This window comes from Erwinia billingiae Eb661, assembly GCF_000196615.1.
Taxonomy (GTDB): domain Bacteria; phylum Pseudomonadota; class Gammaproteobacteria; order Enterobacterales; family Enterobacteriaceae; genus Erwinia; species Erwinia billingiae.
The window spans coordinates 4,451,478-4,466,848 of record NC_014306.1; the positions used below are offsets into that span (position 1 = coordinate 4,451,478).

A 15,371-nucleotide genomic window follows, 5' to 3' on the forward strand; every position below is an offset into this window, starting at 1 on the left:
GGACGCTAACCGTGCGTTCTTAAGACTTTGCTGAACACTTGCGCCAGGTCAACAAACTGGCAGTTAAACTCCAAAAATCACTACATATAGCGTTTATCATGCCTGCATAAATCCATATATAGATTTTTGCGAGGGATGATACGTGGTGAGGGTGATTAAACGTGATGGCTGCAGTATGCCGTTTGATGCAACGCGCATCGGCGATGCAATCAAAGGCGCGGCGCACGCGGCAGGGATTGAGGATCAGGGATATTGCGCTGAGGTAACGGTGCAGATTTGCCAGCAGCTTCAGCAACAGGACTGTCTGGATATTCATGATATCCAGCGCGCGGTTGAAAACCAGCTGATGGCCGGGCGCTATCCCGAACTGGCCCGGACCTACATCGAATATCGCCACGATCGCGACATCGCCCGCGAACTGCGGGGCAAACTGAATACCGCCATTCGCGGCCTGGTTGAGCAAAGTAACCCCGCCCTGTTGAACGAAAACGCCAACAAAGACAGCAAGGTGATCCCAACGCAGCGCGATCTGCTGGCGGGGATCGTGGCTAAGCATTATGCCTCACAGCATATTTTGCCGCGTGATGTGGTGATGGCGCATGAACGTGGCGAACTCCATTACCATGACCTGGATTACTCGCCGTTCTTTCCGATGTTCAACTGTATGCTGATCGACCTGAAAGGGATGCTGACGCACGGCTTTAAGATGGGCAATGCCGAGATTGAACCCCCAAAATCCATTTCCACCGCGACAGCCGTTACGGCGCAAATCATCGCGCAGGTTGCCAGCCATATTTACGGCGGCACCACCATCAACCGCATTGATGAAGTGCTGGCGCCGTTTGTCGAGGCCAGCCAGGCTAAGCACCTGAAAACCGCACAACAGTGGCAGATCGCCGATGCCGAAGCCTATGCCCGCGACCGTACCGAAAAAGAGTGTTATGACGCTTTTCAGTCGCTTGAGTACGAAGTGAATACCCTGCATACCGCTAACGGTCAGACGCCTTTTGTCACCTTTGGTTTTGGCCTTGGTACCTGTTGGTCGGCGCGATTGGTGCAGCAATCCATTTTGCGCAACCGCATTGCCGGTTTGGGTAAAAACCGTAAAACCGCGGTGTTCCCAAAACTGGTGTTCGCCATCAAAGAAGGCCTTAACCGCCGCGCCGGTGACGTCAATTACGATATCAAACAGCTGGCCCTTGAGTGCGCCAGTAAGCGCATGTACCCGGATATTCTCAACTATGAGCAGGTGGTCAGCGTCACCGGTTCCTTCAAAACCCCCATGGGCTGCCGCAGCTTCCTCGGAACCTGGGAAGAGAACGGTGAACTGGTGCATGAAGGCCGCAATAATATCGGCGTCATCAGCCTGAATCTGCCGCGCATCGCGCTTGAAGCCAAAGGCAACGAACAGCACTTCTGGACGCTGCTCGACCAGCGTCTGGCGCTGGCGAAAAAAGCGCTGATGACCCGTATCGCCAGGCTGGCGAACGTCAAAGCCCGGGTCGCACCGATCCTGTATATGGAAGGCGCCTGTGGCGTCAGGTTGAATGCCGACGATGACGTGGCGGAGATCTTCAAACATGGCCGCGCCTCCATTTCGCTGGGTTATATCGGGCTGCACGAAACCATTAACGCATTGAGCGGCGGCGAAACGCATCTCTACGACGATCAACAGCTGCGGGACAAAGCGGTGGCGATTGTCAGCCATTTGCGTCAGGCCACCGATCGCTGGAAAGCCGAAACCGGTTACGGCTTCAGTCTGTACAGCACGCCGAGTGAGAACCTGTGCGATCGCTTCTGCCGTCTGGATGCAGCGGAGTTTGGCGTGGTGCCTGGCGTCACCGACAAAGGCTATTACACCAACAGCTTCCACCTCGACGTGGAGAAAAAGGTGAACCCCTACGACAAAATTGATTTCGAAGCGGCCTACCCGCCGGTCGCCAATGGCGGCTTCATCTGTTACGGCGAATATCCCAATATTCAGCACAACCTGAAAGCGCTGGAAGACGTCTGGGATTACAGCTACAGCCGCGTGCCCTATTACGGCACCAATACGCCAATTGATGAATGCTATGCGTGCGGCTTTACCGGCGAATTCGCCTGTACCAGCAAGGGGTTTACCTGCCCGAAATGCGGCAATCACGATGCGGCCAGAGTGTCGGTTACCCGTCGCGTTTGCGGTTATCTTGGCAGCCCGGATGCCCGTCCATTTAACGCCGGAAAACAGGAAGAGGTGAAGCGACGCGTTAAGCACTTGAATGGCCCGCTGGGGTGAATATCCATCAGTATTACCCGGTCGACATCATTAACGGGCCGGGCACGCGTTGCACGCTGTTTGTTGCCGGGTGTGAGCATCAGTGCAAGGGTTGCTATAACAAAAGTACCTGGCGGCTCACTTCCGGCCATCCTTTCACCGTGCAGCAGGAAGAGCAGCTGATTGCTGACCTGAACGATACGCGCATTCCCCGCCAGGGGTTATCCCTGTCGGGAGGCGATCCCTTGCATCCGGCTAACGTCGCGGATGTGCTGAGGCTGGTGAAGCGCGTGCGTCGTGATTGCCCGGGCAAGGATATCTGGCTGTGGACCGGTTACCTGCTGGCTGAGCTGACCGCCAGGCAAATGCAGATTGTTGAGCAGATTGATGTGTTAATCGATGGGAAGTTTATCGCGGCTTTAAAAGACCCGGCACTGCTGTGGCGTGGCAGCAGTAATCAGGTCATTCACTACCTGCGGAAAGCCGATGGCTAAGCCCGTTATTCTGGCGGGCTGACATCGAACGCTCGTATCGTGCTAAAGCAGTAACAGACTCACCCCGCCAACCAGCATTCCGCTTAATGCCACCAACGCGCCGGTAAGCCACAACGAACGGGCCGGCAGCGCGCCATGCAGCATCAGCAACGACGGCACGCTCACCGCAGGCAAGGTCATCAACAGCGCCAGCGCCGGTGCCATCCCCATGCCAGCCAGCATCATGGTCTGAACAATCGGGATTTCTGCCGCCGTTGGGATCACAAACAGGCAACCGGTAATCGCCATCGCCACCACCCAGAACAGCGTATTGCTGACCAGGCCATCCGCATGAGGGAACAGCCAGACTCGCGCCGCGCCGAGCAGGAGCACAGCGAGGATATACAGCGGGATGGTATTCCAGAACAGCGTCCACAGCGCGCGAAACCAGCGTCGCAAAAACGGCGTGTTATCGGTTTTAGGCCTCAGCGGAACCACGTTAGACACCTGCGCGTCTGGCGTCATTTTTTGTACCAGCCGCGCAATGCCCAACACCATCAGCAACCCGGCCACCAGCCGGATTGCCGCAAACTGCCAGCCCAGCACAAATCCCATAAATACCAGCGTGGCCGGGTTCAGGATCGGATTACCCAACCAGAACGCCAGCGTTCCCCCTACCGAGGCTGAAGATTTCCGCAGCCCTGCGGCAACCGGCGCGGCACAGCAGGTACACATCATGCCTGGCAGGGAAAGCAGTGTGCCAAACAGCGTGCCGGAAAAACGGGGCTGCCCTAACGTGCGTAATAACCAGTTTCTCGGGATCAGTACCTGTACCAGAGAACCGAGGATCACGCCCAGCACGGCGGCTTTCCATACCGCAAGAAAATAGACCTGCGCGTAGTCCCAGGCGGCCTGTAAAGGATGCTCGCTGGGGTTGGCCAACAGGGATTTACCGATGCTGTGCGTATCCGCCGCGAGGAAGGTTTTCAGGTAATAAGGCTGCCACTTGACGACCCACAGCCCGATGACCACCACAGCCAAAAACAGCAGCGGTTTCCACCTGGCAAACACAGGAAGAGCAAGGCGTGACGAGGTTATATGGGACATGGCGAAGGCTCCGGATCACTGCGGGCTACGCCCGACAGCGCATAGTACTCAGAATTCAATATCCACAATTTGATCGGGGTTCCGTTTTGAATTTTCGTCTGCACGGGCAGAATGACCGCTTCACCGGCATTACCCTCTGCCTTAATAGTGGTCAATTAGCGCATTCACCCTTACTGGCTTGATTTATCAGCATGATGAACCACACTTAAGGATGTTAATGATTTTAATCACCGGAGGAAAACATGAGCAAGAAGATTGCGGTACTGATCACCGATGAATTTGAAGACTCAGAATTTACTTCTCCTGCCGACGCTTTCATCAAGGCTGGCCATCAGGTAATCACCATTGAGAAAAAAGCCGGCGTGACCGTTAAGGGCAAGCAAGGCAAAGCTGAAGTGAAGATTGATAAATCTATCGACGACGTGAAGCCAGGCGACTTCGATGCGCTGCTGTTACCGGGCGGCCATTCGCCGGACAGCCTGAGAGGCGATGACCGTTTCGTTGACTTCACCAAGCAGTTTGTGGCGCTGGGCAAACCGATATTTGCCATCTGCCATGGCCCACAGCTGCTTATCAGCGCCGATGCGGTCCGCGGCCGTAAAATGACCTCCGTGAAGGCCATTGCGATTGATTTGAAAAATGCCGGTGCCGATTTCTACGATAAAGAAGTGGTCGTCGATAACGACACGCTGGTCAGTAGCCGCACCCCTGAGGATTTACCCGCGTTTAACCGTGAATCCCTGCGTCTGCTCGAAACGGCCTGACAGGTCTAAGGCCGGGTATTACCCGGCCTGTTATCCTCTGATCCAACTCAGCTTTTTGCCAAATCCCAACGCATTGTCGGTCATCTTCAATTCATCCAGCGTTATCTGCCATAACGGTGCGGAGACTTTTGCCGCGACCGGGAAACGCTTGATGTAGGCTTTGCGGGCATGAAGCTCTTCTTCGCCTTGCAGCAAGGCGATCTTGCCAGAATATTGCACCCCTTTTATCAGCAACACTGACCTGGGCTGTCCATTGATGGTGCCGGCCACCAATGGATCCTGGGCGATTTGCGCACCGTGACGGGTTTCGGTTTCCGTCATCAACCAGAACGCGACCTTTTCGGCGTCATAGACGTAAAAGCAGTTGGCACACCACACGGGATTGCCGCTGCAAAGAGACAGCACATGTTGTTTTTTAAGATAGCGGCTAATCGCGCTAAGGTTTTCGCTTGCTGACATGAGGCCTCCCTGAAAAACGCTACTTTGCCACATTCGTCGTGGGTTTTGCTATGCTGCGGGCAGAGGAATCGTGATGACTGAAATAATGAGTGAATGTGAGCGTGCGCCCTGGCGCCTGTATATCCTGCGCACCGCCAGCGGCATGCTGTATACCGGGATCACTAATGACGTGGCCAGACGCTTCTTACAGCATCAGGCGGGGAAAGGGGCGAAAGCATTACGCGGGAAAGGTCCGCTGGAGCTGCTGTTTCACTGTGAGGCCGGGGATCGTTCTTCTGCCTCCAGGCTGGAATATCAGGTGAAACAGTTGAAGCGGCTGGAGAAGATCAGGCTGGTAGAGCACCAGCCTGTCTCATTAAGCGCCTGGCTGGAGGGGCTTAAAAACGGTTAAAGGGCGCCGAATAGTCAATATGCCCTTCTGCACCGGTAAACGCATTATCAGCCAGCTTGTAGACCTGAAAAGCGGCCTCCGCGCCCAGCGTGCGGCAACGGAGCTGATGCCTGGCCGCCGGTTCAAAACCGTATCGTTCGTAGTAGGCCGGATCGCCGAGCACGACTACTGCGGCATAGCCAAACTCATTCAGCGTATCCAGCCCTTCGTAAATCAGCTTTTTGCCCAGTTCCTGCCCGCGAAAATCGGCATCTACGGCCAGCGGCGCAAGGCCGACCCACTGATTATCTTCGCCATTCAAGGTTACCGGACTGAATGCCGCGTAGCCCAGTACCTGGCCTTCCTCATCTGTGGCGACCACGCCCAGGGTGAGTAAACCATCTTCACGCAGTTGCTGAACCAGTTCGGCTTCCGCGGAGGTTTCAAAGCAACGGCGCAACAAACTGTCTATGCTGGCCGCATCCATTCCTATTTCACTACGAATCAACATGGTGCACCCGCGCGATCCGCTGGGGAATTCGCGTCCTCAGTCAGTCCAGCCTCAACCAGATCAGCCAGTTGCATAAGACCAAAGCGCAACGGCGCCGGCATGAATTCAAGCTCAATCGCATCCATCAGATTTTTCACTTCAAGCCCCAGTTCTGTATCCCCTTCAATCACCAAACGGCGCTGGAAAAACAGCGTATCGGGATCCAACCTGCGAGCGGCTACCAGTAGCAAATCGTTGGCGTCGCCGCGAAACCAGACGTCCGCTTCAACCCGATCGGCTACCCGTAATTTTCCCTGTTCAACAGTCGTTGCCCAGCTCAGCCCGAGGTCACGGATCTCAATCCCTAACCAACGCCCCTGCAGAAAGTTTAACTCACCTTCAGCCAAAGCATGGTGAAATTGCCAGTTCAGGATCTGCTGCAGCATCTGCTTCTTGATCATGAACGGTGCAAACTGTAGCGGGATCCGCAACATTTGCGGGCCTTTTCGAACCAATTGAGCGCGAAATGGGTTCAACACCATCGTGACTCCTTTTGAGTAAATTTCGACTATTTTGCCATATCGACAAAATGCATCAGGCAGTTGGATCAACAAAGTGAGCGAACTTTGAGGAATTTGCCGGCAAATCTCTTCCCATCAATACGCCATTAGCTGCCTTAAATCAAAAATTGTCCGCTTCATGCTGACTAAACTCAACGCCTCTTCTGTTTATCCGGAATGTTTTGATATGGAATTGCTATGTCCTGCAGGTAACTTACCTGCCCTGAAGGCAGCGATAGAGAATGGTGCTGATGCCGTATATATCGGCTTGAAAGATGACACCAATGCGCGCCATTTTGCCGGGCTCAATTTTACCGATAAGCGTCTGCAGGAAGCGTCCCGCTACGTTCATCAGCATAGACGTAAACTGCATGTGGCGATCAATACTTTTGCCCATCCTGACGGCTACCAGCGCTGGGAACGGGCGGTGGATATGGCAGCAGAAGCCGGCGTCGATGCGCTGATCCTCGCTGATATCGCAATGCTGGAATACGCCGCCGAGCGCTATCCGCAGATTGAGCGCCACGTTTCGGTGCAGGCATCCGCCACTAACGCTGAGGCGATTAAGTTCTATCAACGCAACTTTGCGGTTTCACGGGTGGTTCTTCCGCGCGTGCTGTCCATTCATCAGGTTCGCCAGCTGGCGCGCGCGACAACCGTTCCGCTTGAAGTCTTTGCCTTTGGCAGCCTGTGCATCATGGCTGAAGGTCGCTGTTACCTCTCCTCCTATCTGACAGGCGAATCGCCGAACACCGTGGGTGCCTGCTCACCGGCGAAATATGTCCGTTGGCAGCAAACCTCCGCCGGACTTGAGTCACGCTTAAATGAAGTGCTGATCGACCGTTACGACGCCGGTCAAAATGCCGGTTATCCGACGCTGTGTAAGGGCCGTTATAAGGTGGGCGATGTGCCGTATCACGCCATGGAGGAACCGACCAGCCTGAATACTCTCGAGCTGCTTCCCACCCTTTTGTCGGCAAATATCGCCTCAGTGAAAATTGAGGGACGCCAGAGAAGTCCGGCCTATGTGGCGCAAATCGCGCGTATCTGGCGACAAGCCATCGATCGCTGCAAGGCTGATCCGCAGAATTTCCGCGCACAACAAAGTTGGATGACCGCATTAAGTTCGCTTAGCGAAGGCACTCAAACCACGCTCGGTGCCTATCACCGTGAATGGCAGTAAGGATCAGCATGAAATACGCAATAGGCCCGGTACTCTGGTACTGGCCAACAGAGACGTTGCAGGCTTTTTATCAGGCAGCCGCTGCCAGCTCGGCTGACATTATTTATCTGGGCGAAGCCGTTTGCAGCAAGCGTCGGGCAACCAGGCACGCCGACTGGCTGGGGATGGCAAAAGACCTGGCGGGCAGCGGAAAACAGGTGGTGCTCACTACGCTGGCATTGCTGCAATCACCCTCTGAACTGACCGAGCTGAAAAGGTACGTTGATAACGGCGAGTTCCTGATCGAAGCTAACGATATGGGCACGGTGAATATGGCCTCAGAGGCCGGTTTGCCTTTCGTCGCCGGACATGCGCTCAACTGTTATAACGCCGTGACCCTGCGCCTGCTGCATAAAATGGGCATGATGCGCTGGTGCATGCCGGTTGAGCTTTCCCGTGAATGGCTGGTCAATTTACTCACCCAGTGTGAGGCGCTGGGGATCAGAAATCAGTTTGAGGTTGAGGTGCTGAGCTACGGCCATTTGCCGCTGGCTTATTCCGCCCGCTGCTTTACGGCCAGAGCGGAAAACCGCGGGAAAGATGATTGTCAGACCTGCTGTATTGACTATCCCCAGGGCAGAGCCTTGCGCTCGCAGGAAGATCAGCAGGTGTTTGTGCTTAACGGCATCCAGACCATGAGCGGCTACTGCTATAACCTCGGCAATGAACTGATTTCGATGCAGGGCCTGGTCGACATTGTGCGGCTGTCACCGGAAGGCAGCGATACCCTGCCGATGCTTGAAGCGTTCCGCAATAATGAAACCGGAAAACAGCCTCTGACCTTGATATCCCGCCAGCAGTGCAATGGCTACTGGTGGAAAGTGGCCGGGCTGGAATTGGTCAACTAACGCGGCGGGCGTAAAGCCCGCATCATCGTACTACCAATAAAGGCTGTTCAATATGGGTAACGATGGAGGATACTGGTCAGACTAGCCTGTCCTGAGCGCGAGCCATTGGGTTGGCGTTTTTTTAATCGCGGCCTTGCACTGCTGAAAAGTGCTGCAAACTGCCAATCCTTTTAAGAAGAAATCGTCCAGGATAGATATTTGTATTGGCTTACGCCCTTCGAATAAGTGAGCACCTATGTCTGATAAAAAAAATGTCCCACTTTCGGTTCTCGATCTGGCGCCGATCCCGCAAGGCGCCACCGCGCGCGATGCGTTTCATTCTTCACTGGCTCTCGCACAGCAAGCGGAAAAGTCAGGTTATAACCGTTACTGGCTGGCTGAACACCACAACATGACCGGCATTGCCAGTGCGGCGACGTCGGTGTTGATTGGCTATCTGGCCGCCAATACCACCACGCTGCGTCTGGGCTCTGGCGGCGTCATGTTGCCAAACCATTCACCGCTGGTGATTGCCGAACAGTTCGGAACCCTCGAATCGCTTTACCCTGGCCGTATCGATTTGGGACTGGGCCGCGCGCCGGGTTCGGATCAGCGCACAATGATGGCACTTCGCCGACATATGGGCGGCCATGTTGATAACTTCCCGTCTGATGTCGCCGAGATGATTGCCTGGTTTGATGCGGAGCCAGACGCGCAACCCGCCGTCCAGCCGGTGCCAGGGCTGGGGCTGAAAATTCCGGTCTGGCTGCTCGGTTCCAGCTTATACAGCGCGCAACTTTCCGCCCAGCTAGGCATCCCATTTGCCTTTGCGTCGCATTTTGCGCCGGACATGTTGTTCCAGGCCCTGCATATTTATCGTGAAAACTTTAAGCCGTCCGCGCGTCTTGAGAAGCCGCATGCGATGGTGTGTGTGAATGTGGTTGCTGCGGATAGCGAACGGGATGCCCGCTATATGTTCACCTCGATGCAGCAGCAGTTCATCAATCTCCGCCGGGGTAAGCCAGGCCCGCTGCCTGCTCCGGTTGAGAATATGGATAACCTGTGGTCACCTTCAGAGCAGTACGGTGTGCAGCAGGCGCTGAGTATGTCAATTGTCGGCGATCTGGATAAAGTCCGTCAGGGACTGGCTTCACTGATCCGTGAAACGCAGGCTGACGAAATCATGGTGAATGGTCAGATACACAACCAGCAGGCGCGTTTGCGCTCGTTTGAACTGGCTATGGAAGCGCATAACACGCTGTAATCCGCACGCAGCAGGGCAGGATTTCGCTGCCCTTATCGCTGATGCAGCGTCCGCGAATTGCAGGCAAAAAAAAACCAGCCCGAAGGCTGGTTTTTTTATGGGTCAGTCAGTGATTATGCATCACGACGACGAGTGGGTGCGTTGCCACCTTCGGTACGAGGACCGCGGTTGCCACCGTCACGGCTGAAACCGCCGCCACGACGCTCTCCACCAGCAGCTGGACCGTTACGGTCATTGCTGAAGCGACGACCACCTTCAGGACGATCGCTACGACCGCCTTCACGGTTGCCAGCGCCGAAGCCGCCACGGGCTGGAGCTGGACCACGACGCTCACCGCCACCAGTACGCTCTTTGCTGTGTGGCACTGCATCGCCAATCAGCTGCATATTCATTGGTTTGTTCAGAATACGCGTACGAGTGAAGTGCTGCAGGATGTCACCCGGCATGCCTTTCGGCAGCTCGATAGTTGAGTGAGTACCAAACAGTTTGATGTTACCGATGTAACGGCTGCTGATGTCGCCTTCGTTAGCGATAGCACCAACGATGTGACGAACTTCAACGCCGTCATCGCGGCCAACTTCAATGCGGTAAACTTCCATATCGCCAACGTCACGACGTTCGCGACGGGCTGGACGCTCGCCACCTTCACTTTTTTCACGAGGACCACGCTCTGGACGGTCACCACGACGATCGTCACGCTCTTTGAACTCACGACGAGGACGCTGAGGTGCATCGGCAGGAACGATCAGAGGACGTTCACCCTGAGCCATTTTCAGCAGAGCAGCGGCCAGCGTTTCGATATCCAGCTCATCTTCTGCAGGCTGCATTTTGCTCAGCAGTGCGCGGTACTGTTCCAGATCGCTGCTTTCCAGCTGCTGCTGAACTTTAGCGGCGAACTTAGCCAGACGACGCTCACCCAGCAGTTCTGCGTTAGGCAGTTCAACTTCTGGAATGGTCAGCTTCATGGTGCGTTCAATGTTACGCAGCAGACGACGCTCACGGTTCTCAACGAACAACAGCGCACGGCCAGCACGACCCGCACGACCGGTACGGCCGATACGGTGAACGTAAGATTCTGCATCCATAGGGATGTCGAAGTTTACCACCAGGCTGATACGCTCAACGTCCAGGCCACGGGCCGCAACGTCGGTCGCAATCAGGATGTCCAGACGACCATCTTTCAGGCGTTCCAGAGTCTGCTCACGCAGGGCCTGGTTCATGTCACCGTTCAGGGCAGCACTGTTGTAACCGCTACGCTCCAGCGCTTCAGCAACTTCCAGCGTCGCGTTTTTGGTACGCACGAAGATGATAGCAGCATCAAAATCTTCAGCTTCAAGGAAGCGAGTCAGTGCATCAGTCTTACGACCAAAAGCCGTCCAGTAGCTCTGAGAAATATCAGGGCGAGTGGTCATGCTTGACTGGATACGCACTTCCTGCGGATCTTTCATAAAGCGTTTAGTAATACGACGAATCGCTTCTGGCATGGTTGCAGAGAACAGAGCAGTCTGATGATTGTCTGGGATCTGAGCCATGATAGTTTCAACGTCTTCGATGAAGCCCATACGCAGCATTTCATCGGCTTCGTCCAACACCAGGCCGCGCAGGTTAGACAGATCTAACGTGCCACGCTTCAGGTGATCCAGCAGGCGACCAGGCGTACCCACAACAACTTGTGGACCCTGGCGCAAAGCGCGCAGCTGAACGTCATAACGCTGGCCGCCGTAAAGGGCAACCACGTTCAGACCTTTCATGTGTTTGGAGAAGTCGGTAATCGCTTCACCCACCTGAACCGCCAACTCACGCGTTGGTGCCAGCACCAGGATCTGAGGTGCTTTCAGGGAGCTATCAATGTTGTTTAGCAGTGGCAGCGAGAACGCTGCAGTTTTTCCGCTACCGGTCTGTGCCATACCCAGAACATCACGGCCTGCCAACAGGTGAGGAATACACTCAGCCTGGATTGGAGAAGGCTTCACGTAGCCCATACCGTTCAGAGATTCAAGGAGTTCGGCGTTCAGGCCAAGGTCAGCAAAAGTGGTTTCAATATCAGTCATGTAGTACACGTGCCTCTTAGATTGCGGCGGCCAGTCTACATAACTCGTCGTGAAAACATTCAGTAATTTTCATCAAAAAGTGTGAACCGGCTCAAATTAGTGGTTTCGACGAACAAGAAAGCCCTCATCCGCTAAGATGATGACATTTCGAAAAAAGGGCGATAGTAGTTCGTCAGCTATTGCTGGTCAGATTCTGATAAATCGTCTTGTGTCTGGCCGAGTAGGGCCAGCTCCAACAATGCATATCGGTGCTCAACGAAGTTGTGAACGTTGTTTGCGACCGTCAGCTTGAACAACGCTTCTGCGTCGTCCTTCTCCCCCAGACTTAGGTAATGTTTACCTAAATAGAAGTTGGTTTCACTGAGATGTTCAGCGAGCGAGGTGTTATCCGTTGCGTCTGCCTTGAGACTGTCCATCAGTGTACTTTCACTGATATTTCCCAGGTAGAACTCGACAATTTTCCATCCCCATTGGTCTCTGACCGCTTTGTCGTAACGCTGTTGAAGCGCTACTTTAGCCTTGTCTGCGTCCATCTCTCTTTCATCGAGATAGAGCCACAAGCTGCGGAAAGGATCGTTAGGATCGTCTTGATAAAACGCCAGCAGATCATCTTGCGCTAATTTATACCTTCCGCCGTAGTATAAGGCGATACCGCGGTTTAAATGCGCATAATTGTAAGTTGGATCAAGCTCAAGTACAGAATCGAACGCTTCATAGGCAGCATCAAAATTGCCTGCCTGCGTTAAGTATATGCCTAAGTAATTGAATACTTCAGGCATATCAGGTCTGACAGATAACGCTAATGAAAAATCATTTCGCGCCAGTGCTCTCAAACCTAAACTATCATACAACACTCCGCGCTCATATAACAGCTGTGCGCGTTCATCATCGCTAAGGGATCGACTGGCAAGAATTTGTTCCATACGTGCCAGAATCACTTCCTGTTGCAGCGTAGGCTGCAGCGGAACAGCCAGAACCTCGTTCTTACGCCAATCCGAGTTGCTGCATCCTGCCAGCGTTAAAGCTGTCGCAACGAAACACCAGCGTAAAAAAGGCTTCATTTCCCACTCCCAAAGACAAACAATGGGATGAATATCCTTTCATCCGCCTGCCGTGCACAAGGTGTCGTCCTGTCCTCGCGATGATACCGCTCTCCCTGTTCGCAGGGAGAGCTTAAGGGTCTGACTTTATTCTGCTTCAGGAGCTTCAGGCGCTGCTGGAGTCACGGCTGCTTCAGGCTCTGCAGCCTGCTCAGTCGCTTCTTTGATGCTCAGACGTACGCGGCCCTGGCGATCAACTTCCAGAACTTTCACCGGCACTTCCTGGCCCATCTGCAGATAGTCGGTCACTTTCTCTACACGCTTATCAGCGATCTGAGAGATGTGAACCAGACCTTCTTTGCCACCACCGATAGCAACGAAGGCACCGAAGTCAACGATGCGGGTAACCTTACCGTTGTAGATACGGCCCACTTCGATTTCTGCAGTGATCTCTTCGATACGACGGATAGCATATTTCGCTTTCTCACCGTCGGTCGCTGCGATTTTCACCGTGCCATCATCTTCGATTTCGATGGTGGTGCCGGTTTCTTCGGTCAGCGCACGAATCACAGAACCGCCTTTCCCGATCACGTCTTTGATCTTGTCCGGGCTGATTTTAATCGTGTGAATACGTGGTGCGAACTGAGAGATGTCGCCACGCGGCGTGCTGATAGCCTGTTCCATCACGCCCAGAATGTGCAGACGCGCACCCTTAGCCTGGTTCAGAGCCACCTGCATGATTTCGCGGGTGATACCTTCAATTTTGATGTCCATCTGCAGCGCGGTGATACCTTCACGGCTACCGGCTACTTTGAAGTCCATGTCGCCCAGATGATCTTCGTCACCCAGGATGTCAGACAGAACCACAAAGTTCTCGCCTTCTTTTACCAGACCCATCGCAATACCGGCTACGGCTGCTTTGATTGGTACGCCTGCGTCCATCAGTGCCAGTGAAGCACCACAGACGGAAGCCATTGAAGAAGAGCCGTTTGATTCAGTGATTTCTGACACCACACGCACGGTATAAGGGAACGCGTCAGCTTTAGGCATTACTGCCAGTACGCCACGCTTAGCCAGACGACCGTGACCAATCTCACGACGCTTAGGCGACCCAACCATGCCAGTTTCACCTACGCAGTACGGAGGGAAGTTGTAGTGGAACAGGAAGCTGTCGGTCTTCTCACCCATCAGCTCATCCAGGTTCTGCGCATCACGGGCGGTGCCCAGCGTTGCGGTAACCAGTGCCTGAGTTTCACCACGGGTGAACAGCGCGGAACCGTGAGTACGTGGCAGAACGCCAGTGCGCACATCCAGACCACGGATCATGTCTTTTTCGCGACCATCGATACGCGGAGCGCCGCTCAGGATACGACTACGAACCACGTTTTTCTCAAGCGCATGCAGGAGATCGCCGATTTCGTTGTCATCAAGGCTAGCGTCTTCCGCCAGCAGTGCTGCGGTAGTTTCAGACTTGATCACGCCAACCTGAGCATAACGCTCTTGTTTTTCAGTGATCTGGTAAGCTTCGCTCAGGCGAGATTCAGCCAGCGCAGCAATACGGGTCTGTAATGATTCGTTGACAGCTTCTGGCTTCCAGTCCCAACGCGGTTTACCTGCTTCGGCAACCAGCGCGTTGATTTGGTCGATCACAACCTGCTGCTGCTCGTGGCCGAACACCACTGCGCCCAGCATCTGATCTTCGCTCAGCAGTTCAGCTTCAGACTCAACCATCAGAACCGCGCCCTGAGTACCCGCTACAACCAGATCCAGCTTACTTTCTTTCAGCTCATCGGTCGTTGGGTTCAGCACGTACTGATCGTTAAGGTAGCCCACGCGAGCGGCACCAATTGGACCATTGAAAGGCAGACCTGACAGGCTCAGTGCGGCAGAGGCACCGATTAATGCCACGATATCCGGGTGAACCTGTGGGTTTACGGAGACCACGGTGGCAATAATCTGGACTTCGTTGATGAACCCTTCCGGGAACAGCGGACGAACCGGACGGTCAATCAGACGAGAGATGAGGGTTTCACCTTCGCTTGGACGGCCTTCGCGACGGAAGAAGCTACCCGGAATACGACCAGCAGCATAAGTACGCTCCTGATAGTTAACGGTCAGCGGGAAGAAGTCCTGGCCTGGCTTAGTGGTCTTTTTGCCTACAACGGTAACGAACACAGCGGTGTCGTCCATGCTTACCATTACGGCTGCCGTTGCCTGGCGAGCCATCATACCGGTCTCAATGGTGACGGTATGCTGACCATACTGGAATTTTTTTACGATCGGGTTCAGCAAAATTATGTCCTTAACGTACTGGCAAGGCACTGACCCTGCCGTTAATTTTAAATCCTCATCTGCATCCTCGCGACTAATGACAACCCTAATCCCTTATGGGACAAAGCCTCTCATTAGCCGCGCGAACCTCTGCAACTGAAGATCACACCCAGCAACAATACAATAGTTTGGCTTGAAATGCTGCCGCTCGCCTAAAAA

The 15,371-nt window shown here is 54.2% G+C and carries 15 protein-coding genes; 7 read left to right on the top strand and 8 right to left on the bottom strand.

Features of this window, described 5'->3' with window-relative positions:
• Window positions 1-142 precede the first annotated feature (142 nt).
• Both nrdD and nrdG read left to right on the top strand, forming a co-directional pair.
• On the top strand, window positions 143-2,275 hold the full coding sequence (nrdD, locus tag EBC_RS21625) for an anaerobic ribonucleoside-triphosphate reductase (RefSeq protein ID WP_041692137.1): 2,133 nt from the start codon (window positions 143-145) through the stop codon (window positions 2,273-2,275).
• The gene (gene nrdG, locus EBC_RS21630; protein ID WP_013204001.1) at window positions 2,272-2,748 is read left to right on the top strand and encodes an anaerobic ribonucleoside-triphosphate reductase-activating protein; all 477 of its coding nucleotides are present in this window, start codon (window positions 2,272-2,274) and stop codon (window positions 2,746-2,748) included. The genes nrdD and nrdG overlap by 4 nt, the downstream gene beginning before the upstream one ends.
• Before the next feature lie 42 nt (window positions 2,749-2,790).
• Here the strand turns inward: nrdG and EBC_RS21635 are convergent, their stop codons facing one another.
• On the bottom strand, window positions 2,791-3,834 hold the full coding sequence (locus tag EBC_RS21635) for a permease (protein WP_013204002.1): 1,044 nt from the start codon (window positions 3,832-3,834) through the stop codon (window positions 2,791-2,793).
• 242 nt (window positions 3,835-4,076) lie between these two features.
• On the opposite strand from EBC_RS21635, the gene EBC_RS21640 reads away from it, so the two are divergent.
• Complete coding sequence (locus EBC_RS21640; protein ID WP_013204003.1) at window positions 4,077-4,598, top strand: type 1 glutamine amidotransferase domain-containing protein; 522 nt, start codon at window positions 4,077-4,079, stop codon at window positions 4,596-4,598.
• Window positions 4,599-4,628: 30 nt separating this feature from the next.
• Here the strand turns inward: EBC_RS21640 and EBC_RS21645 are convergent, their stop codons facing one another.
• On the bottom strand, window positions 4,629-5,057 hold the full coding sequence (locus EBC_RS21645; RefSeq protein ID WP_013204004.1) for a YhbP family protein: 429 nt from the start codon (window positions 5,055-5,057) through the stop codon (window positions 4,629-4,631).
• Between the two features lie 73 nt (window positions 5,058-5,130).
• Between EBC_RS21645 and EBC_RS21650 the strand changes: the two genes are divergently transcribed.
• Window positions 5,131-5,448 carry a GIY-YIG nuclease family protein gene (locus tag EBC_RS21650; RefSeq protein WP_269446433.1) on the top strand — a complete coding sequence of 106 codons (318 nt, stop codon included), beginning with the start codon at window positions 5,131-5,133 and terminating at the stop codon, window positions 5,446-5,448.
• Here the strand turns inward: EBC_RS21650 and EBC_RS21655 are convergent.
• Both EBC_RS21655 and ubiT read right to left on the bottom strand, forming a co-directional pair.
• Window positions 5,435-5,938: a GNAT family N-acetyltransferase gene (locus EBC_RS21655; protein ID WP_013204005.1), complete on the bottom strand. Its 504-nt coding sequence runs from the start codon at window positions 5,936-5,938 to the stop codon at window positions 5,435-5,437. The two genes, EBC_RS21650 and EBC_RS21655, sit on opposite strands and share 14 nt — an antisense overlap.
• Window positions 5,932-6,459: a ubiquinone anaerobic biosynthesis accessory factor UbiT gene (ubiT, locus tag EBC_RS21660; protein WP_013204006.1), complete on the bottom strand. Its 528-nt coding sequence runs from the start codon at window positions 6,457-6,459 to the stop codon at window positions 5,932-5,934. The genes EBC_RS21655 and ubiT overlap by 7 nt, the downstream gene beginning before the upstream one ends.
• Before the next feature lie 205 nt (window positions 6,460-6,664).
• Between ubiT and ubiU the strand changes: the two genes are divergently transcribed.
• The 3 genes from ubiU to EBC_RS21675 all read left to right on the top strand — a co-directional run bounded on the left by ubiU (window position 6,665) and on the right by EBC_RS21675 (window position 9,790).
• Complete coding sequence (gene ubiU, locus EBC_RS21665) at window positions 6,665-7,660, top strand: ubiquinone anaerobic biosynthesis protein UbiU (protein WP_013204007.1); 996 nt, start codon at window positions 6,665-6,667, stop codon at window positions 7,658-7,660.
• Window positions 7,661-7,668: 8 nt separating this feature from the next.
• Window positions 7,669-8,547 (top strand): U32 family peptidase, encoded by an 879-nt coding sequence (locus tag EBC_RS21670; RefSeq protein WP_013204008.1) that lies wholly within the window; start codon window positions 7,669-7,671, stop codon window positions 8,545-8,547.
• Between the two features lie 235 nt (window positions 8,548-8,782).
• Window positions 8,783-9,790, top strand: a complete 1,008-nt coding sequence (locus tag EBC_RS21675) for a luciferase-like monooxygenase (protein WP_013204009.1) — start codon at window positions 8,783-8,785, stop codon at window positions 9,788-9,790.
• A 113-nt stretch (window positions 9,791-9,903) separates the two neighbouring features.
• On the opposite strand, the gene EBC_RS21680 is transcribed toward EBC_RS21675, so the two are convergent.
• The 4 genes from EBC_RS21680 to pnp form a co-directional block, all read right to left on the bottom strand.
• Entirely contained in the window at window positions 9,904-11,841 is a 1,938-nt protein-coding gene (locus EBC_RS21680; protein ID WP_013204010.1) for a DEAD/DEAH family ATP-dependent RNA helicase, read from the bottom strand.
• A 16-nt stretch (window positions 11,842-11,857) separates the two neighbouring features.
• A complete protein-coding gene (yrbN, locus tag EBC_RS26365; protein ID WP_151038654.1) occupies window positions 11,858-11,914 on the bottom strand; it encodes a protein YrbN in 57 nt (18 codons plus the stop codon).
• Between the two features lie 103 nt (window positions 11,915-12,017).
• A complete protein-coding gene (gene nlpI, locus EBC_RS21685) occupies window positions 12,018-12,902 on the bottom strand; it encodes a lipoprotein NlpI (RefSeq protein WP_013204011.1) in 885 nt (294 codons plus the stop codon).
• A 126-nt stretch (window positions 12,903-13,028) separates the two neighbouring features.
• The gene (gene pnp, locus EBC_RS21690; RefSeq protein WP_013204012.1) at window positions 13,029-15,173 is read right to left on the bottom strand and encodes a polyribonucleotide nucleotidyltransferase; all 2,145 of its coding nucleotides are present in this window, start codon (window positions 15,171-15,173) and stop codon (window positions 13,029-13,031) included.
• Between the last annotated feature and the right edge of the window lie 198 nt (window positions 15,174-15,371).